The following is a 19645-nucleotide window of genomic DNA, read 5'->3' on the forward strand; positions in this document are numbered from 1 at the left end:
ATGCACCCACAACGCGAACGCCTGCACAACGAACTGCACGCCCGTCCGTCGATCTACTTCACCGAGCCGGCGCACCTCTATCATTACGCCTTACTGGGCGAAGCCCAGCAGCACGCCGACCTGCTGGCGCGCCTGGGCGAGGCGACCGGCCTCGACTTCGATAGCGAGGCGGTGCAGCAGATCCTCACGCTCGACGACCAGGTACTGAAGTGGGAGCGGCATACCGAGTTCTCGACGCTGACCGTGATGGTGCCGAAAGGCGCCGGCGTCGAGCCCTGGGCGGCGCCGCCGGCGTGGCTGGCGCAGGTCGTCGACTGCCACAGCGACGCCCTGATCAATGCCACCCTGGTGCTGGTGGAAGGCGACGATACCTGGCGAGGCAGCACCGAGGCCTACGGCTTCCGCGATCCGGCCGGCTCCCAGGTCGGCGGAGGCGACGCCACGACCTGGGGCGACTTCCGTCTCGATGGGCGAGGGTACACCCGCCTGCTGCTGCTCAACCACGGCCTCAACGCCTTCCGCCTGGGGCGGATGGTGCGCCGCCTGCTGGAGATCGAGACCTACCGCATGATGGCCTCGCTGTCGCTGCCCCTGGCCAAGGAGCTGGCGCTCGAACTGCAGGAGTACGAGCTCGAGCTGGGGCAGCTGTCCGATCGCAACGCCGAGCAGGAGGATGCCAACCCGCGGCCGCTGCTGACGGCGCTGTCGCAGCTCTCGGCCCGCCTGGAGCGCAGCGGCACCCGCTCACGCCAGCGCTTCAGCGCCACGGAAGCCTACGCCCGCATCGTCTTCTCGCGCATCGAGGAGCTCCGCGAGGGGCGGGTCGATCACTGCCCGCGCCTCGGCACCTTCCTGCTGCGCCGCTTCCGGCCCACGGTGCACTACTGCGCCGCCATTCATCAGCGCCAGGAGAGCCTGGCCGAGAGCGCCGCCCGCCTGAACGACCTGCTGCGCACCCGGGCCCAGGTGGAGATCGAGGAGCAGAACTCGAGCATCCTGGGCAGCCTCAACGAGCGGGCCAGCAGCCAGCTCAAGATCCAGAAGGCGGTGGAGGGGCTCTCGATCATCGTCATCAGCTACTACATCTTCAGCCTGTTCAAGCTCGGGATGGAGAGCCTGGAGGCGCTGGGGATCGCCATCCCGCCCCACACCGCGGCGGCCGTGCTGGGGCCGCTGGGCGTGCTGATCGTCGGCCTGCTGGCGTGGCGAATCTGGCGGGTGAAGCGGCATTGAGCGCCGGCCTCAACGGCCCGCCAGCCGCACCCGGGCGCGCAGCAGGACGAGGCCCAGGAACAGGGCCGCGACCAGGGCGGCAAGCAGCAGCGGAAAGGCCGACGTGCCGGCGTGCTCCAGCAGCGGGCCGGTCAGCGAGGGCAGCGCCATGCCGCCTAGCCCGCTGGCCAGGAAGATCCAGCCGGTGGTGCGTCCGCTGACGGGCATCAGCTGGTTGCTCAGGCCGAACAGGGTGGGAAAGATGGCCGAGGCCGCGAGCCCGAAGAGCAGGGCGACGAGCGACAACGGCAGCCACTGGCCGTGCAGCGCCAGCGCGCTGGCCAGGCCCAGGGCGAGGCAGCCGCGCAGCACCTTCCAGGGCGACAGCAGGCGCACCAGCGGAATGGCCAGCAGGCGCCCGGCCGACAGCGTCAGCCAGAACAGCGTGACCAGCAGGGCGGCCTCCGCCGGCGCCAGGCCGCTGAGCACGCCATAGGCGGTGATCCAGCCGGCGAAGGTGACCTCCATGCCCACGTAGAGGCCGAACATCAGCAGGAAGATCGCCAGCCGCCAGCCGTCCCGGGGCGGCGGCGCGGCGCGGTTGCCGACCCTGATGTCGGGCGGGCGCGGGCTCGCCTGGCGCAGCAGCGGCAACAGCAGGGCCGCGACGCACAGGGCGACGAGCCAGAACGCCCAGGCGAACGAGAGCTCCAGGCGCAGCACCGCCACCAGCACCAGCGGCACCAGCATGTTGCCGAGACCGAAGCAGAAGTGCAGCGCGCTGATCCATGGGGGCGAGGCCGGGCCGTGGGTCCACAGCAGCAGGGTGTTGGCACCGGCATTGACCGAGACCTCGGCCAGGCCGAGCAGGAACATCAGCGCGGTCAGCAGGGCCAGGGCCTGGCTGAACGGTACCGTGGCGAGACCGGCCGCGAGCAGCAGCAGCATCGCCGCCAGCACCCGGTGCCCGTCGAAGCGATCGATCAGCACCCCGCTGAGCACCGAGCCCAGCATGGTGCCCAGGGCGCGGGCGGTGAACAGGATGGCGATCTGGCCCATGCCCGATCCCGTCATGTCGGCGAGGTAGGGCAGCGTCGGCCCGAGCAGGCCGACGCACATGCCGATGGCGATGAAGGCGACGAAATAGGTCAGGGTGACTCGTCTTCCATGATCGAGCGTCAGCGTCGGCATGCCGTCTCCCGCAGGCGGTGGAAAGAAGCGTGCGGCAGGCACGCGCGCCTATACTCTCCGAGAATGGCGCCTGGGGAAATACCCGCTGCGAGGCGGCGTCGCCAGGCCCCCGTGAACGCAAACCCGTGAGGCCCTATGTCCCGCATCGCGAATACTCCCGAGCCCCCCTATTACGCCGTCATCTTCACCTCGCTGCGCACCGCGGGCGACAACGGCTACGGCCTGATGGCCGAGCGCATGGCCGAGCTGGCGGCCCAGCAGCCGGGCTTTCTCGGCCTGGAGTCGGCGCGCGAGGAGCTGGGCGTGACGGTCTCCTACTGGGAGAGCCTGGAGGCGATCCGGCAGTGGAAGCAGCACGTGGAGCACCGCGAAGCGCAGCGCCTCGGTCGCAACGACTGGTATGCCGCCTTCCAGGTACGCATCGCCAGGGTCGAGCGCGACTACGGGCTCGGCGATCGCCGCGAGGTCGACGACTGAGCCGCCCCGGCGGCCCAGACGCCGGGGTGGGCCTCACTCCTCACCGTCGATGCGGTCGAGCAGGTCGGTCACCGCTCGCTCGAGCTGAGGATCGCGGCCCTCCACCTCGTCCTGGGGGGTCTGTTCGACCGGCAGGTCCGGCATGGCGCCGTTGTGCTCCATGTCGGTGCCATCGGGCAGGTACCAGCCGCGGAAGGGGCGGCGAACGGTGGCGCCGTCGATCAAGCTATGGCTGAAGGTGGAGATCACCCCGCCGTAGGTCTGCTGGCCGACGAGATTGCCGCGTCCCAGGGTGCGGAAGGCGTGAGCCAGGATCTCGGCATTGGAGTAGCTCTTCTCGTTGGCCAGCATGTTGATCGGCAGCGTGTAGCGCGGCGCGTCCAGGCGGTCCTGGGGGTAGTGGCCGGTGGCGTCGCGGTCGGCGCCCGCGGGAATCGTGTAGGCATGCTCGCCGGCCATGATCGAGGTCAGGATGCGATCCGTGGTGTTGCCGCCACCGTTGTTGCGCACGTCGATGATCAGGCCGTCCTTGCCTTCCGCCGCGGCGTAGAGGTCGCCCTGGAAGCCCTCCAGCGAGGTCTGGTTCATGGCCTGGATATGCAGGTAGCCGAGCCGTCCGTCGGAGAGCTCGTCGACCCGGCGCCGGCTCTCCTCGCGGAAGGCGTCGTACTTCAGCCGCGCCAGCTCCGATAGCCCTACCGTGCGCAGCATGGTGCGGTATTCGGTATAGCCGTCGTCGCTCGGTCGGTCGAAGGTGACGATCACCTCCTGGTCCACCTGGCCGCGCAGCCGCTGCAGCAGGGTCTCGTGCTCGTCGAAGGGGCGCAGGCCGATCTCGGTGATGATGTCGCCCGGGGCCAGGGGCATGGGGCCGCGGCTCGCCGGGCCCTCGGCGAGCACCTCGGTGACGCGGTAGCCGAGGCGGCCGTCCTGCCGCGAGACGATCCCCTCGTATTCGATGCCCAGCCGGCCCGAGGGCTCGCGCAGCGCCGACACCGGCCCGGGGTTGGACACCCCCATGTGCGAGGCCGCCAGCTCGCCCATCAGGCGGTTGGCGATGTCGCTGAATTCGCTGGAGGTGCGCGCGCGGCGGATCAGCGAGGCGTACTCCGCCACCACGGCGGGCCAGTCGAGCCCCTTGAGGTCGGTGCGGTAGAAATTCTCGCCGATGACCCGGGCCGCCTCGTGGAACTTCTGCAGCGCCTGCTGGCGCAGGTCGATGCGCAGCCGGTCGGAGATGTCGAGATAGCGCGGGGAGCCGTTGCCGGAGAGGCTGGCCACGCCGACGCGGCCGTTGGCGATGAAGACCACCTGCTCGCCGGTGATGTTGAGCTGCTGCACGTTGGCGCGGGGACCGATGCGGGTGCGGTTGCCGCCGTCCCAGTCCATGGCCACGAGACCGTCGTTGCCGTCGTTGAAGACGTAGCGGTCGCCGCCCGGGGTCATCTCGTTGGCGGTCTGGTGGGCCGGGGTCGCGGTGATGCGTTCGATGCGTCGCCAGGCGCCCTCCAGGTCCAGCTCCGCATCGTCCTGTGCCGCCGGCTCGTCATCGCGGCGCTCGTCCACCGCCAGCGGCGAGTGGCCCCGCGCCTCCTCGCGGGCGTTGCGGTAGTAGGTGCTCAGCTCGCGCGGGGTGTAGGACTCGAGCTCACGGTCCAGGTAGACCCGGTAGAGATCGTAGTTCTCGCCGGAGCGGTTGGAGATGAAGGTCAGCTTGCGGCCGTCCGTCGACCAGCGCGGATTGAGGTCGTTGCGTGGGTGACGGGTGATATTGACCGCCTCCTCCGAGCCGTCCGCCGGCACCACGAAGATGTTGGCGCTGAAGTTGAGGTCGTTGCGCGAGAAGGCGATGTAGCGGCTGTCGGGAGACCAGCGCCAGTGCATGAAGCTGTCCCAGCCCTCGACCAGGGTACGCTCCTCGCCGCTCTCGAGGTCGAGGATCACCAGGTCGCCGCGTCCGCGGCGGAAGGCCAGCGAGCGACCGTCGGGGGAGGGCGAGACGTCGCGATCGTTGGCGTCCTCGGCGACCACGGCAGTGATGTCGAACTGAATGGCATCGTGCCAGCGCGCCGGGTCGCGGCCGGGGGGCAGGTCGTCGGGTTCTTCCTCGTCCAGCTCCTCCTCGGGGATACTCTCGACCTCCGCCTGTGGCTCCTGGGTGTCCGGCGGCACGTCGTCGGGGTCGCCGGGCTGAGGTATGAACACCGGATCGAGGATGAAGCCGGGATCCTGCGGTGCGAAGGGGTCTTCGGGCTCCTCGCCGCGCACCTCCAGGTCGGGATCGTACTCCGCCTCGGGATCCTCGGGGATATCGGGGTCGGCGTCGGGGCTCGCCGCCGCCAGCGAGACGTTGGGGTCGCCATCCCACTGGTGGGCGGAGACACGATTGCGCTTACGCTGCCGCTCATGGCTGCGACGCACCTCGTCCCGTGTCAGCGTCACCTCCGCCTGGTAGATCGACTCGCTGCCGTCGGCGTCGTTGACGAAGTAGAGGTGCAGCCCGTCCGGCGACCAGGCCAGGCTGTGGTGCCGGGCGTGGGTGCCCGGCGTGACCAGCCGTGTGGGGCTCTGCTCGTCGACGTGACGCACGTAGACGCGGCCATAGGCGATGTAGGCCATGGTCTGACCGTCGGGGCTCAGGGCCGCCTCGCTGACGTCGCGGTCGATGCGCCGCAGCGAATGGGTGTCGCGGCCATCGTCGGGGGCGCGCAGGGCGATGGGCTCGGGCTCGGCGTCCGGCGCCTCCAGGTCGAGGGTCATCAGGGTGTCCCAGATCTGCAGCACGGCGGTGCTGCCATCCCGGGAGACGTCGAAATGCTGCAGGTCATGTCGCTCGAACCGGGTCAGCCGCTCGATGGTGCGCTCGGCGTCGAGCTCCATGCGGTAGAGGTTGACCGTGTGGTCCTCGCGGTCGGACATGAACAGCAGGGTGTCCTCGTCGACCCAGCGGGCCATGCCGTCGTCGCCGTCGCGCTCGGTCAGCGGTTCGAAGCGGTCGCTGCCGAGCTCGTGCAGCCACACGTTCATCGCGTCCGGCCCGCGGTAGTGGCGCCGGTTCCAGTCGTGATAGGCGCCGCCGCGGGTGAACACGACGCGCTCGCCGTCGGGCGAGAGCTGCGGCTCGGAGCCGAAGGCATCGTGCAGCCGCGTGTACTCGCCGCCCTGCGGCGAGAGCAGGTAGGGGCGCTGGTCGCGATAGACGTCGGCCTCGAGCATGCCCGAGAAGGTGATCATCGGCTCGCCGTCCGCGTCGCGGCCGAAGGCGGGGTTGCGCAGGTGCTGGTCGCCGTGGGTGAGCTGCGTCAGCTGGCTGCCGTCGCGGTGCATGCGCCACAGGTTGAGGTAGCCGTCGCGCATCGAGGCGAACACGATCCACTCGCCGTCGGGGCTCCAGCTGGAGTGCAGGTCGTCGAGATCGTGGCGCGTCAGGCGCACCGCCTCACCGCCGTCGCTCGAGGCCCGCCACAGGTCGCCGCGCCAGCTGAAGATGAGCTCCGAGCCATCGGGGCTGATCGAGGGGAAACGGGGCAAGCCGACCTGGCCGGACTGAGCCAGCACGAGGCCCGGGGCGCCGGATGCCAGGCCGGCGACGAGTGCCAGAAGCGCAAACCTGCGGGCGTGGGGCGTGGCGAGAGTGAGGGCGCGACGGGTGAGAACCTTCCTCATGCTTTTCCTTTAGTGTTGCCATGACCTCCCAACGTAGCAATAAACCCGACGCGCATCGACCGGACCGTGTGCGTCTGGCCGCTCGAGACGGCCTCGTCTAGGCTGCTGGCGGAGGCCGGGCGTTTCGCCCTGCAGCCCAGGGCAAGGAGGGAAGATGGCCAGCGCGCGCGATCCCTATCCCGATGCGCTGCGAGCCGTCGCCTTGGTCGTCGTGGTACTGGGGCACTGGGTGGCCACGCTGCCCCGGTTCGAGGCAGGGCGGCTGGTAGCGACCGGCCATCTCCTCGACGCCTGGACGCCGGCGGGCTACTTCACCTGGATCGTCCAGGTCGTGCCGCTGTTCGTCTTCGTCTCCGCGGCAGTCAGTGCGGCGGGGGGGCGTGAACGCGACCGGGCCGGAGAATCCCATGCTCACTGGTGGGCGGGGCGCGGCCTGGGGCTGGCCCGACCGACCGTGACCTATCTCGCCGTGCTGGTGGCGGTGGCGGGGCTCTCCTTCGTCACCCGGGAAGGCATCCTCGACCAGCTCAATGCCTCCCTGACCGTCCATCTCTGGTTTCTGGCGGTGCTGCTGGGCGTGCAGCTGCTGCTACCTGCCTGCCTCTGGGCCGAGCGACGCTGGGGCATGAAGAGTGTCGTCGCCCTGGTCATGCTCGCCGCCACGGTCGACCTGATGCGGGCCAGCCCCGGTTCGGCGAACGAGTTCGCCCGCTTCGGCGCGCGGGTGATCGACCGCCACGATGTCTTCGCCTGGGTCAATGCCCTGGTGTTCTGGATCGTGCCCCAGCTGCTCGGAATCGCCTGGTGGGAGAAGCGCTTTAGCGGACGTGCCAAAGGCGCCGGCATGGTGCTGCTCGGCGCGGCCTGGCTCGGGCTGGCCATCGTCGTGGGTTACCCGCCTTCGATGGTCAATGGCAACCTCGGGGGCGAGACGAACCTGCTGCCGCCCACCCTGGCCCTGTTCGGTGTGGTCTGGCTGCAGGTCGGGGCGGTCATGTTGTTCGAAAAGCCGGTGCGTACCTTCCTCGAGCGCCGCCACCTGGGGCGATGGATGGCGCTGTTCGGCGCGTTCGGCCTCCAGCTCTACCTGTGGCACAAGCTCGCCGAGCTGCCGGCGGCCTGGCTGGGGCAGCGGCTCGACTGGCCGATAGACGCCGGTGTGCCGGGCGAGGCGGGCTTCTGGCTCGGCCGCCTCGAGTGGATCGGGCTGTGCACCCTGATGGTCGTGCCGGTGATGCTCGCGGTGGTGGCCTTCGAACGACGCCGGCGTCCGGATGTCGTCGCCGCGCAGGGGAAGCGGCGCATCCTCGTGGGGGGCGTGGCGCTGTTCGGCGGCCTCGGGGCCAGCCTGTTGCTCGGAGCCTGGCCAGGGGCATTCGTCGGGCTGCCGCTGGTGGCCATCGCCTCCTGGCTGCTGCGTGCACCGCGTCAGGCGTGACGCGAGCGATTCACGTGCCGCCGGAGCCCTCGCCGGCGGGGGGCTCGATCACCCAGGGCTCGCGCTCGACCTCGTCGCGGCAGCTGTCGTCGACGGGGCTGTGCGGGTCGTCGAGGAATTCCTGGACCATGGTCGAGCGGCACTCGTTGACGGGACTGTGCCCGAGCGCTTGATACACGACGTACTGCAGGTTGGGCAGGGTACGGCCGAGATGCTCGCTCCAGCGTGGCGTGCAGCAGGGGTCCATCTCGCCGTGCAGCGCCAGCGCCGGGGTGTCGCTCACCGGCGGGTCGTTGTGCTCGGCGGGTACGTCGCCATCCTCGCCCCACCAGGCGCACAGCCACGGCGGCTCGAAGCCGAGCACGGCGGGCTCGCGGGCCACGGCGGCGGTGGAGTCGGCCACGCTCGGGCGATTGCTGCCCATGTCGTTGCAGACGTGGGCGAGAAAGTAGCCGAGCGCGTAGTTGGGTGCCTCGGGTTCGGGGGCGTAGTCGTCGATGCGGAAGAAGTCGGGCAGGCGACTGTAGTCCCCTGCCTCGATGTCGGCGACCAGGCTCGGCAGCTCGGCGTAGTCGTCGGCCAGGGTCAGGTAGAGGGTGTCGAGAAAGGCAGCGCCATCGAAGTAGAGCGTCTTCTCGCTGCCGTCGGCTTCCTCCACCTGGGCGGTGAAGGGGCGTTCGTCCAGGGTGCGGCGCGCGCGGTCGATGGCCTGCAGCCAGTTGGGCACCAGCTCGCGGCAGGCGTCATCCTCGGCGACGCAGAGCGCCAGGGCATCGGTGAAGGATTGCTTGGCCGTGTAGAGCTCGTCGACCGGCGGGCGGTTGCGCAGATGGTTGTACCAGGCCCAGCCCAGCACCGCGGCACGGATGCTGTCCGGGTAGTACTGGATGTACGAGACCACCGTGCCGCTGCCGGTCGAGGAGCCGAAGGCGTCGATCCGTTCGTAGCCGAGCAGACGACGGATCTCGTCCACGTCGCGGGACACCGCGTGGGCGTTGTACTGGCTGACGTCGATGCCCTCGTCGACCAGCTTGCGATAGCAGTCGCTGACCACCCCGGTAATCGTCTCCATGCGCTTCGCGGGGTCCAGCGAGGCGGTGATGGCCGGGGTGTGGATGATGTTGTGGTAGGGCGAGACCGCAGCGTACTCGGGGCACTCCAGGGCCGGTTCGGCATGGATGAAGCCGCGGTTGTCCATGGTCACCAGGGTGCGATTGCCGATGTCCTCGAGCAGCTGTTCCATGTACTCGCGCTCGCCCAGCGATGAGTAGCCGGGGCCGCCGGGGAAGAAGAACACCGGCAGGCTGTCCTCGTCGGCCTCGCCTTCCTCCGGCTCGATCACCGCCACCGGCAGGGCGATGGCGTTGCCGTCGGGTGCGTTCCAGTTCTCCGGGGCATGGAAGGTATGGCAGCTGGCGCCCAGCTCGCGGAGCGCCTCGGTCGGGCAATCGGTGCGCTCCAGCCGCGGCAGGTCGTCATCGCTGGCGAGGGCCTGGCCTGCCCAGGCCAGCAGCAGCACCAGCGGCAGGGTGCCCAGCCGCCAGGCGTGAGAATCCGTTGCGTTCATGCCGTGCCCCCCATCCTTGTGATTGTTCGTCGTGGCTGGCTTCGCTAGTCAAGCTAGCAGCCACCGAAGGGGCGTCAAATGGCGGGAAACCGCCCTTAACCGACGGCAATAATTCCAGACAAAGTTCGTTTTGATGCCCGTGGCCAGCGTGGCTATTTTTTGGATACGCAAGAGCAGGAAGCTGTGCGGCTGTTCCGCACGACACGTCAAGAAGGAGGGGAACCATGCAAGTACGCGAAGTGATGACCAAGCGCCCCGACTACTGCCCCGCCGATGCCACCATCCGCCAGGTGGCCGAGCGCATGCGCCAGGACGATTCCGGCTTCGAGCCGCTGGTCCAAGGTGACCGGATCATGGGCACCGTGACCGACCGCGACCTCACGGTTCGCGCCCTCGCCGAAGGCCGGAATCCAGACGACAAGGCCAGCAGCGTGGCCACCACCGAGGTGCTCTACGCCTTCGAGGACCAGGACGTGAAGGAGGTGCTGCGCAACATGCGCCAACAGAAGGTGCAGCGCCTGGTAGTGCTCAACAACCAGAGCGACAAGAGTCTCGTCGGCGTGGTGACGCTCAGCGACATCGCCGATCGCTGCGAGGACGACGAGATGGCGCGCGAGATCGCCAACTGCAGCAAGCACTACCACTGAACGAGCGGCGTCAGTACGGCTGCGCTCCGACACCGGGCATCGCCGAGGCGATGCCCATTCTTTACGCGGTGTGCCGTGGTCCGATCCTTCGGCGCGTCAGGGTGCCCCGGGGCTCTGTCGCGCCACCGGCGGTGCCTCGCTGGGCGTGTCCTGCATCGCCGTCGACGTGGCGGGTTGGCTCGAGTCGAGCCGTTCGCTCAGCACCTCGAGTACGCCACGCCGCGTGTAGGCCGTGATGTTGGCCATGCGGCCCAGGTTCTCGCCGTCCGCGGTCAGCGTGTGGGCGGTACGCAGCCGCACATGGCACTGGGCGCCCTGCAGGTGCACCATGGTGTCGTCGTGTCGTGGCGCATGCCGCAGCACACGGGTCGTGGCGAAGGCGATCAGCACCCGCAGCCAGGAGCGGTGGCGTATCGCCACCACATCTAGCAGGCCGTCGTCGATTCGCGCCTCGGCGATGTCGTGGCCGCCACCGAAGTAGGCCCCCGAGGCGATGGCGATGGTCAGCCAGTGCCCCTCGACGGTCCGGTCGTCGCACTCGATACGGCCATGGATACCGCTCTGCAGGCCGATACGCTGGGCCAGGGTGAGCAGATAGCTGAAGCGTCCCAGGCGTCGCTTGCGTTGCTGGGAGGCGTCCCGGGCGGGCAGGGTGCCGAGCCCGATATGCGCGACGTTGAGAAACAGATTGCCGTTGATCCAGGCCGCGTCGACCTGCCTGGTCCGGCCCGCGTGCACCAGGCGACATAGCGCCTCGGGATCCTCCGGCAACTGCAGGTTGCGGGCGAAGTCGTTGGCCGTTCCCGAGGGCAGCACGCCGAGAACGGCGCCGCGCTCCACGCAGACCGAGGCGACCCGGTTCACCGAGCCGTCGCCGCCGGCCGCCAGGACCCGGTCTCCCGGCGCCACGTCCCGCTCCCATTCGGTATCGCCAAGCAGGCGAACTTGCAGCTCCTCGATGCCGGCGGCCTCGAGATGCTCTCGCCAGTAATGTTCGCCCCGGCTGCCATCGCCGGCGGCCTCGTTGACGATCAGCCAGTAGTTCATTGGTGTCTCCTTCACCGCGACGTCCTCTTTGCCTGATAAGAGTAGCGAACCGGCCTTCCCCGTGCCTTAGCCTGGGTGATGACGGGGCGCCGAAAGAACACCCACTCGAGGCCTGCGAAAACAGAAAAAAATGTCCTGGCTCAACGGTATGCAGCCCCCGGCAGGGCATGCTTCAATCTGCCCCATATCGACACGCCGGACAGGCTGCCCACCTCCTTCGTTTCCCCGTTGCCCCACGACGCCCCGGTCGGTGCGAACTGCGCGCTGGCTTTTCGGCATGTCGTTGCCTGGCAATGCCGAAGCGAAGAGCGCCAGGGCGTTGCCGGTACCGGGGTGAAGAGCGACCGCCATCAAGGCACAGCCAGGAGACCACCGTGACGACAGAAACCGCCCCGACCGTACCGTCCACCATGAGCGCCATGGTTCTCACCGGCCACGGCGACATCGACAAGCTGGTGTATCGTGACGACGTGCCCACGCCCCGACCGGGGCCGGGGGAGGTGCTGGTGCAGGTCACCGCCACGGCCAAGAACAATACCGACCGCAAGGCCCGCGAGGGGCTCTATCCGACCAAGGACAAGGGCGAGGTCACGTCGTTCGCCATGGGCGGCGAGCCGACCCTGACCTTCCCGCGCATCCAGGGCGCCGACGTGGCCGGGCGCGTGGTGGCGGTGGGCGAGGGCGTCGATGCCTCGCGCATCGGCGAGCGCGGGCTGCTCGACTTCAATCTCTATGCCGATGAGCGGCGCGACATCAACCTGACCCCCGACTACTACGGGCACGGTGCCGATGGCGGCTACGCCGAGTACATCGCCGTGCCGTCGGACCAGTTCCACCACGTGCCCAATCCCGAGCTCGCCGACGCCGAGCTGGCGGCGATGGGCATGTGCTCCTACCAGACCGGCTACCACATGATGACCTCGGCCAGGGTCGCGGCCGGGGAGCGAGTGCTGGTCAGCGGCGCCAGCGGCGGCGTGGGCGCGGCGCTGATCCAGATGTGCCGCATCGTCGGCGCGATTCCCTACGCGGTGAGCCAGCCCGACAAGGCCGAGGCGCTGCTGGCGCTGGGTGCCGAGGCGGTGATCGACCGCGGCGAGCTGTCCACCTTCGTCGAGCGCGTGCTGGACGCCACCGGCGGTGCACCCATCGACGCGGTGATGGACCTGGTTGGCGGTCAGATGACCGATCTGTTCATCGACACCATGATCGGCGACATGAAGGCGCGCAGCACCTACCCGCGGCTCTCCATCGCCGGGGCCAGCGGCGGCAACGTCAGCGAGATCATGTGGACGCGCATCTACCTCTACCAGGTGCAGATCTTCGGCGTCTCCCACGGCACCCGCGAGGAGGCCGAGCAGCTTGTCGAGTGGATTCGCGGCGGTCAGCTCAAGCCCGTGCTGCACGCGGCCTTCAAGCTCTCCGAGCTGCACGAGGCGGAGCGCTACTTCGTCAACCGTGGCAGCAACTACCTGGGCAAGATCGTCATCGTGCCCGACGCCCAGTGGGCCGAGCACGGCGCCCCCTTTGCGCTCGAGGACAACCTTTCCGAGGACAAGGCATGAGTCACGAACTCACCCTGCAACTGCTCGACACCCATGCCGGCGGCGACGTCAGCCGTATCGTGATCGGCGGCATCGACCCGCTGCCCGGCACCACCGTGCGCGAGCAGATGGAGTACCTGGAAAACGACGCCGACGGCCTGCGCAAGCTGCTGCTGAACGAACCCTACGGCATCCCCGAGATGTCGGTGGACCTGATCGTGCCCGCCGCCGACCCGCGGGCGCAGATGGGCTACATCATCATGGAGGTGATGGGCTACCCGGTCTACTCCGGCTCCAATACCATCTGCACCGCCACGGCACTGCTCGAGACCGGGCTGATCCCCAAGCGCGAGGGCATCCAGCGCTTCACGCTGGAATCCCCCGCCGGGCTAGTGCAGATCGAGGCACGGGTCGAGAACGGCGTGGTCGAGGCGATCACCTGCGGCGGCCTGCCCAGCTACATCGACACCCACCGGGCCACCATCCACGTGCCCGAGGTGGGCGACGTGACCTACAGCATCGCCTACAGCGGCGGCTTCTATGCGCTGGTCGATGCCGAGGCGCTCGGCTTTTCGCTGAAGCGGGAGGAGGAGCGCGCGCTGGCCGAATGCGCCCACCGCATCGTCGAGGCGATACAGGCCCGCAGCGGCTTCTCCCACTACACCCTGGGCGACGTGGGGCCGCTGCCGTTCCTGCACTTCATGGGACCGGTGGAACAGATCGCCGACGACTTCTATCGCTCGCGCTCGGCGACCTACGTCCATCCCGGCGTTATCTGCCGCAGCACCACCGGCACCGGGACCTCGGCACGGCTGGCGCTGATGCACTACGAGGGCGCGATCAAGCCGGGCGACAAGCTCGAGACCATCTCGCTGCGCGAGACCGGCTTCATCGGCGAGGTGGTCGAGGTGCGCGAGGCCGGCGGTGGGCACCAGGTGGTGGAGAACACCATCACCGGCAAGAGCTACGTGCTCGCCCGTTCGGAGATCGTGGTCAACTGCGACGACCCGATGGTCGACTGCGGTGGGGTGCACCACATCCTCAGCAGCCGGCATCAGTCGTAGCGGTGTCGCCACTGCTTCACGGCGATCTGCTCCTTCATCAGCTCGAGCATGTCGACAAGCACCTGTTCGGTGACCCGATCGGTGTGCTTGTCGGCCTGCACCCAGGTATCGAAGCCGCTCTCGGTGAGGCGCTCCAGCAGCGCCTTGAACTCCGCTGAGCGCAGCCCCTGCATCGCCTCGTGGACCAGCCGGCAGGCCAGGTCGGCGAGGCTCGCCTCCAGCCCGCGGGACATGAGCTCGCCCATGGGCAGCCGTCGCAGACGCCGCATCTCCTGGCTTTCGGCCACGCTGCGCCCCACCAGCGCGCTGACGTAGCGCATCGTGTCGTCGCGGTTGCGCGTATAGGCGTTGCCGGTCATCTCCTCCAGGCGCTCGGTGATCTCGCGGATCAGCTGCTGCTTGCGCGGCATTACCACCCGATCGATGAGCCGTGTCGACAGCGAGTCGCTGGCGCGGATCTGCTCCTGTACGTTGCCGAGCAGGCGCAGCGCCACGCGATCGGAGAGTTCCTCCATGAGAATGTCGTAGTACTTGGCGAAGAACGCGGCGATCTGCCAGCGTCGCACGTCGATCAGGCCCAGCCGCTGCAGGCGGACGATCAGCGACAAGGCGCGCAGGATGCGCAGCAGGCGAAAGCCGCTCAGCGGGATGCAGCCCAGCACGTCGTACCAGTGCACGAAGGGGTAGAAGAACCAGCGGTGATAGCGGCGCTCGGCGATGGCCACGGCCCAGCCCAGCAGCACGTCGAACACGAAGATCGCGACGAACACCAGGTCGATCTCGATGAAGTTGGCATGCACGTGGCGATCGTAGGCCTCGTGCAGGCCCGGTGCGACGGTGGCGAAGGCATCGTTCAGCGGTGGCAGCAGGAACAGGCTGTCGAACAGCAGCAGCGCCAGGTTGGCCACCACCAGCACCACGATCAGCAGGTCCCACACCAGATGCAGGCGCTCCAGGCCGGGGCTCAGCGCAGGCGAGGCTGTGTTCGACGACATGCAGGCTCCTTGGCGATGGGTAAACGTTGCATCAAGCCTAGCAGCCTGCGCTCTCTTACAGCTTGGGCTTGCCGCGCAGCGCCTTGGTCTGGCCCTTTCGGGTCTTGCGATCCATACGCTTCTGCTTGGCGGCTCGGGTCGGCTTGGTGGGCTTGCGCGCCTTGTGCAGCTTCACCGCTTCCTGGATCAGCGCCTTGAGTCGCTCCAGGGCGTCCTCGCGGTTCTGCTCGAAGGTGCGGTAGCTCTGCGCCTTGATCACCACCACGCCCTCCCTGGTGATGCGGCGGTCGGACAACGCCATCAGCCGCTCCTTGTAGAAGGGTGGCAGGCTCGACCCCGGGATGTCGAAGCGCAGATGCACCGCGGAGGCCACCTTGTTGACGTTCTGGCCGCCGGCTCCCTGGGCACGGATCTGGCTGATCTCGATCTCGTGGTCGGGCAGCTCCACGCTGTTGGAGAGTCGCAGCATATCGGCCTCGTGTGCGCGGGTGGGGGGCTGGCGGTTACCCCAGGCTAACACAGGGGGCGTCCGGCCCGCCTGGAGCCTCGTGCCGGCATCGGCTAGGCTGCCGGAAACCCACGACGACGCTGGCGGGAGAGGAGCGAATGACCACACTGGTAATCGGAGCCAACGGCAAGATCGGCCGGCAGTTCTGCGAACTGGCGCAGGCCGTCGACCTGCCCATCCGGGCGATGATCCGTGACGAGGGGCAGCGGCCCTGGTTCGAGGAGCGCGGCATCGAGACCGTGATCGCCGACCTGGAGGGCGAGCTCGACCACGCCTTCGACGGCTGCGACCAGGCCATCTTCACGGCCGGGTCGGGGCCGCATACCGGCCCCGACAAGACCCTGCTGATCGATCTTCACGGCGCCATCCGCGTCACGGACCTGGCCGGTGAGCGCGGCCTGTCACGCCTCCTGATGGTCAGCGCCATGCGTGCCGAGAAGCCGCTCGAGGCGCCCGAGAAACTGCGCCCCTACATGGCCGCCAAGCATGCCGCGGATGCCCACCTGCGCGCTTCGGCGGTGCCCCATCTGATCCTCAAGCCGGGGAGGCTCGTCGACGAGCCCGCCACCCAGCGGGTCGCCACGTCGCTGGCGGAGAGCGATGGCGTGAACAGCGTCTCGCGGGCCAACGTCGCCCACGCCCTGCTGCACCTGGCCCAGGCGCGCGACCTGCTCGATCGCGAATACGTCCTGCTCGACGGCGAGCGGCCCATCGCCGAAGCGCTGAGCTAGGCCGCGTCGCCGTAGGCGTGGTGGATCTCGTCGAGCAGCCACGCCTCGAAGGCCTGCATCGGCTGGCTCGGCGGGCGCGTCTTGGGCCGGGTGAGCCAGTAGCTGCCCAGCGCGGCACGGATGGCGAAGGGCTGCACGATCTCGCCGCCGCTCAGCTGGCGGGCGAACATCCGCGGCGGGGCGAGGGCCACGCCCGCGCCCTGCACCGCGGCCTCCATCATCGCCAGCGAGGAGTCGAAGGTGACGCCGAGGGTGCGCGCCGGGGGGCGAGACACGCCGGCCGCGGCGAACCAGTGGGCCCATTCGTTCTCGCGGTAGGAACGCAGCAGGACCTGCCGGGTCAGGTCCGCCGGTGCCGCCAGGCTGGTGGCGAGCCGCGGCGTGCACAGCGCCGACAGCGGCGCGTCGAAGAGCCGCCGTGCCTCGAGCCCGTGCCAGGCGCCATCGCCGAAGCGAATGGCGTAATCGAGCCCCTCGATGGCCATGTCGACCCGGTTGTTGTGCGTCGACAGGCGCACCTCGATCAGGGGATGGCTGGCCTGGAAGCGCGCCAGCCGCGGCAGCAGCCAGCCCACGGCGAAGGTGCCCACCGCGCCCACGTTGAGCACGTCGCGAACCTTGCCGCCCTCGAGCCGCTCGAGCATGCTCGCCATGCGGTCGAAGGCGTCGCGCATCACCGGCAGCAGTGCCTCGCCCTCGGCGGTGATCAACAGTCCACGCGGCAGGCGCTTGAACAGCGCCAGGCCCAGGCGCTCCTCCAGTAGCTTGACCTGGTGGCTCACCGCCGCCTGGGTCACGTTCAGTTCGTCGGCGGCCCGCGTGAAACTCAGGTGGCGGGCCGAGGCCTCGAACGCGCGCAGCGCATTCAGGGGCAGGTAGGGTCGCGTCATAAGCCCAAGCTCAGTTTATGGCTCATGCAAGATATCATGGTTTGTGGCCCTCGCCAGGCCAGCGCTACCCTGCGGTCCGACGCGTCGATACACCCCCTGATGACCCAGACCCGACAAGCGGATGACACCATGACCCTCAAAAACCTGATGCACAAGCCAAGAATGAGCAGGACGCTGGCAACCGGTGCCCTGGCGCTGGTGCTGCTGCCCTTCGGGGCGGCGGCCGAGAGCGAGGCCTGGCAGGAGCGCGACGACTGGGGCGAGATCTTCCGCGCCCACGAGGCCAGCGGCACGCTGCTGGTCGTCGACAGGCGCGACGCCACGAGCACGACGCTGGTGCACGACGCGGAGCGCGCCAGGCAGCGCTTCGTGCCCGCCTCCACCTTCAAGATTCCCCACACCCTCTTCGTGCTGGATGCCGACGTCGTCGAGGACGAGTTCGAGGTCTTTCCCTGGGACGGGGTCGAGCGCGACTTCCCGCAGTGGAACGCCGATCAGGACCTGCGCTCGGGCATGCGCCTCTCGGTGGTATGGCTCTACCAGCACTTCGCCCGGGAGCTGGGCGAGGCACGGGAGCGCGAGTACCTGGAGGCGATCGACTACGGCAACGCCGACATCGGCGATCGGCTGGAGCACTTCTGGCTCGAGGAGGACATGCTCGAGATCTCCGCCGAAGAGCAGATCGAGTTCCTCGAGCGGCTCTACCGCAATGAGCTGCCGTTCGACGAAGCGGACCAGCGGCTGGTCAAGGACCTGATGATCGTCGGCGCCGAGCCCGACTGGATCCTGCGCGGCAAGACCGGCTGGAGCGGCAGGCTCGGCTGGTGGGTGGGCTGGGTGGAGCATCCCACCGGCCCGGTGTTCTTCGCCCTCAACATGGAAACGCCCAACCGCATGGCCGACCTGGCCAAGCGCCAGGGCATCGTCGACGAAGCACTGCGTACCATCGAGGCGCTGCCGCCGGAGGCGTGAGGGCAGGCCCGACGGCCGGGCGCTGCCGGCCGGCCGCCGGGCTGCACTAGGCGAAGCCGGAATAGACGAAGAATAGCGTGGCCAGGGTCAGGGTGAACGCCAGGGCCGCCAGCAGGCCGTCATGCGACATCAGCGACAGGCCGAACATCGTCAGCGCCAGGCCGGCTCCGTTGGCGGTAAAGGGCACCACCTCCATGGGGGGCATGGCCAGGGCAATGGCGATGCAGGCCAGGGCCACGGCCACGATGCCTGCGCCCTGCGTCAGGAACGTCAGCCGCGGCTTGATCAGGTTGTCCACGAAGCGGGCGGGGCGGCGGCTCCAGCGTATCGCCTTGTCGAGCTTCTCCTTGGAAATGGAGCGCTGCAGCAGGAAGCGCGGAATCCAGAAATGCTGCGCCCGGAACAGCAGCTGCACCGCCACCAGCAGCACCAGCAGCGCCATCAGGGTGGGTACGCCGGGAATATCCCCGACGACTGGCAGCAGGGTGATGATGCCGGGTACCAGCAGCAGCGGGGCGAAGGAGCGGCGGCCGACTTCGTTCAGCACGTCGCCGAGGGTGACCTTGCCGGTGCGTTCGTCTCGCTCGGCCCGAGCGAAGCGATCGAGCATCTGCTCGAGGTTCCGGGGTTCATCATCACCCGCTGTGGTCTGGCTCATGTACGCCTCCTTGCTCATCCACTGGTCAGCTGGATCGGACGCCAGGCACTGTGCCCGACCCAGGCCGATGCCTGTAGAAGCGTAGCAGGCTGGGCCGGGCGTTCGGGAAGTACGAGTGCCTCAACCGGTGCCGGTGCGCTGTTCCAGCGCCTCGAAGTAGTCGCGAATCCTCTGTGCGTTGGCACCTGCGTCACCGCGTCCCAGGCGCGAGGCCGAGCGCACGTCGACCCGCATGCCGTCGGATTCCTGGGTCAGGCGGACCACCACGTCATCCTTGAAACCGAACCAGGTGGTGGTGGCAGTGGCCTCGATGGTGTCCGCGGCGCCGAACTCGATGTCGGCGATTTCCCAGCCCATGTCCAGCACGGCGGCTTCGGCAGCAGCGCGTACCGTGTCTCGAGGCAGGGGGAAGTGGCGTGGCTGGATGTCGGGATAGGCCTCGCGCTGGAGCCGCGCGAACGATTCGCCAGGATACTCCACGGCGTTGGGAGCGGCCTCGCGTTCCGGCGCCAGGGCGACGAACGCCGGCGGATCCTCCAGGTCGGTGGTGATGTCGTGGATGGGCGGTGCCGATTGGGCCCGCTGCCAGTGCATCCAGGGTGGCGCCAGCAGGGCGGCGCTCGCCGCGATCGTCAGCAGCGCCATCCAGACGACTCCCCTGCGGCGACACAGCAGGGCCACCAGCATCGCCAGCAGGGCGACCGCGATGGCGCCCAGGCCCAGCAGGCCGCCCAAGCGCAACAGGTTGAAGGCGGTACCCAGCGGCACCAGTTCCAGGCGGTAGGCTGGCCCGGCGCCGGCCAGCCCCAGGGCGGCCAGCAGCAGCAAGAGGACGCTGAGGCCGGCGATGCGCGCCGGCCATCGCCCCCCGCGCTTGCGGTGTTGGCGGTAGAGTGCGGACATGTAGCCCTCGCGAGCAACGAAACGATACCCCTAGCATATCCGCGCTGGCACCGGCCTGCCGCATGGGATGCATTTCGCAACATCTCACCGGGGGCGATGGCTGCTATCGTGCTCTCGAGGCTCATCGAGGAGAACAGC

The 19645-nt window shown here is 68.7% G+C and carries 17 protein-coding genes; 8 read left to right on the plus strand and 9 right to left on the minus strand.

Annotated elements, in window-relative coordinates:
• Entirely contained in the window at positions 1-1233 is a 1233-nt protein-coding gene (locus DIS04_RS09450) for a DUF3422 domain-containing protein (protein ID WP_111413511.1), read from the plus strand.
• A 9-nt stretch (positions 1234-1242) separates the two neighbouring features.
• Here the strand turns inward: DIS04_RS09450 and DIS04_RS09455 are convergent, their stop codons facing one another.
• Positions 1243-2403, minus strand: coding sequence for an MFS transporter (locus DIS04_RS09455; RefSeq protein WP_111413512.1), 1161 nt, complete (start codon positions 2401-2403; stop codon positions 1243-1245).
• A 135-nt stretch (positions 2404-2538) separates the two neighbouring features.
• Between DIS04_RS09455 and DIS04_RS09460 the strand changes: the two genes are divergently transcribed.
• Positions 2539-2880, plus strand: coding sequence for an antibiotic biosynthesis monooxygenase family protein (locus tag DIS04_RS09460; protein ID WP_111413513.1), 342 nt, complete (start codon positions 2539-2541; stop codon positions 2878-2880).
• A 33-nt stretch (positions 2881-2913) separates the two neighbouring features.
• Here the strand turns inward: DIS04_RS09460 and DIS04_RS09465 are convergent, their stop codons facing one another.
• Complete coding sequence (locus DIS04_RS09465) at positions 2914-6546, minus strand: S41 family peptidase (RefSeq protein ID WP_111413514.1); 3633 nt, start codon at positions 6544-6546, stop codon at positions 2914-2916.
• Between the two features lie 154 nt (positions 6547-6700).
• On the opposite strand from DIS04_RS09465, the gene DIS04_RS09470 reads away from it, so the two are divergent.
• Positions 6701-7984 (plus strand): acyltransferase family protein, encoded by a 1284-nt coding sequence (locus tag DIS04_RS09470; RefSeq protein ID WP_111413515.1) that lies wholly within the window; start codon positions 6701-6703, stop codon positions 7982-7984.
• A 10-nt stretch (positions 7985-7994) separates the two neighbouring features.
• Here the strand turns inward: DIS04_RS09470 and DIS04_RS09475 are convergent, their stop codons facing one another.
• Entirely contained in the window at positions 7995-9551 is a 1557-nt protein-coding gene (locus DIS04_RS09475) for an alpha/beta fold hydrolase (protein ID WP_111413516.1), read from the minus strand.
• Between the two features lie 224 nt (positions 9552-9775).
• Here DIS04_RS09475 and DIS04_RS09480 point away from each other — a divergent pair, with 224 nt between their 5' ends.
• Positions 9776-10198 carry a CBS domain-containing protein gene (locus DIS04_RS09480; protein ID WP_111413517.1) on the plus strand — a complete coding sequence of 141 codons (423 nt, stop codon included), beginning with the start codon at positions 9776-9778 and terminating at the stop codon, positions 10196-10198.
• A gap of 96 nt (positions 10199-10294) precedes the next feature.
• Here DIS04_RS09480 and DIS04_RS09485 read toward each other — a convergent pair whose 3' ends face one another.
• Positions 10295-11245 carry a diacylglycerol/lipid kinase family protein gene (locus tag DIS04_RS09485; protein ID WP_111413518.1) on the minus strand — a complete coding sequence of 317 codons (951 nt, stop codon included), beginning with the start codon at positions 11243-11245 and terminating at the stop codon, positions 10295-10297.
• A gap of 410 nt (positions 11246-11655) precedes the next feature.
• On the opposite strand from DIS04_RS09485, the gene DIS04_RS09490 reads away from it, so the two are divergent.
• The gene (locus tag DIS04_RS09490) at positions 11656-12807 is read left to right on the plus strand and encodes an alcohol dehydrogenase catalytic domain-containing protein (RefSeq protein WP_111413519.1); all 1152 of its coding nucleotides are present in this window, start codon (positions 11656-11658) and stop codon (positions 12805-12807) included.
• Complete coding sequence (locus DIS04_RS09495) at positions 12804-13850, plus strand: proline racemase family protein (protein WP_111413520.1); 1047 nt, start codon at positions 12804-12806, stop codon at positions 13848-13850. The genes DIS04_RS09490 and DIS04_RS09495 overlap by 4 nt, the downstream gene beginning before the upstream one ends.
• On the opposite strand, the gene DIS04_RS09500 is transcribed toward DIS04_RS09495, so the two are convergent.
• Positions 13841-14845 (minus strand): ion transporter, encoded by a 1005-nt coding sequence (locus DIS04_RS09500; protein WP_111413521.1) that lies wholly within the window; start codon positions 14843-14845, stop codon positions 13841-13843. The two genes, DIS04_RS09495 and DIS04_RS09500, sit on opposite strands and share 10 nt — an antisense overlap.
• A gap of 55 nt (positions 14846-14900) precedes the next feature.
• A complete protein-coding gene (arfB, locus tag DIS04_RS09505) occupies positions 14901-15314 on the minus strand; it encodes an alternative ribosome rescue aminoacyl-tRNA hydrolase ArfB (protein WP_111413522.1) in 414 nt (137 codons plus the stop codon).
• Positions 15315-15451: 137 nt separating this feature from the next.
• Here arfB and DIS04_RS09510 point away from each other — a divergent pair, with 137 nt between their 5' ends.
• The gene (locus tag DIS04_RS09510; RefSeq protein ID WP_111413523.1) at positions 15452-16084 is read left to right on the plus strand and encodes an SDR family oxidoreductase; all 633 of its coding nucleotides are present in this window, start codon (positions 15452-15454) and stop codon (positions 16082-16084) included.
• On the opposite strand, the gene DIS04_RS09515 is transcribed toward DIS04_RS09510, so the two are convergent.
• Entirely contained in the window at positions 16081-16974 is an 894-nt protein-coding gene (locus tag DIS04_RS09515; protein WP_111413524.1) for a LysR family transcriptional regulator, read from the minus strand. The two genes, DIS04_RS09510 and DIS04_RS09515, sit on opposite strands and share 4 nt — an antisense overlap.
• Before the next feature lie 174 nt (positions 16975-17148).
• Between DIS04_RS09515 and blaOXA the strand changes: the two genes are divergently transcribed.
• Positions 17149-17946, plus strand: a complete 798-nt coding sequence (blaOXA, locus tag DIS04_RS09520) for a class D beta-lactamase (protein WP_422667826.1) — start codon at positions 17149-17151, stop codon at positions 17944-17946.
• A gap of 46 nt (positions 17947-17992) precedes the next feature.
• Here the strand turns inward: blaOXA and DIS04_RS09525 are convergent, their stop codons facing one another.
• Together DIS04_RS09525 and DIS04_RS09530 are read right to left on the minus strand one after the other, a co-directional pair.
• Positions 17993-18604 carry an exopolysaccharide biosynthesis protein gene (locus DIS04_RS09525; protein ID WP_111413526.1) on the minus strand — a complete coding sequence of 204 codons (612 nt, stop codon included), beginning with the start codon at positions 18602-18604 and terminating at the stop codon, positions 17993-17995.
• 120 nt (positions 18605-18724) lie between these two features.
• Complete coding sequence (locus DIS04_RS09530) at positions 18725-19507, minus strand: DUF1499 domain-containing protein (protein WP_111413527.1); 783 nt, start codon at positions 19505-19507, stop codon at positions 18725-18727.
• Positions 19508-19645: the final 138 nt, after the last annotated feature.

Origin of the sequence: Billgrantia lactosivorans (genome assembly GCF_003254665.1) — a bacterium.
Lineage (GTDB): Bacteria > Pseudomonadota > Gammaproteobacteria > Pseudomonadales > Halomonadaceae > Halomonas > Halomonas lactosivorans.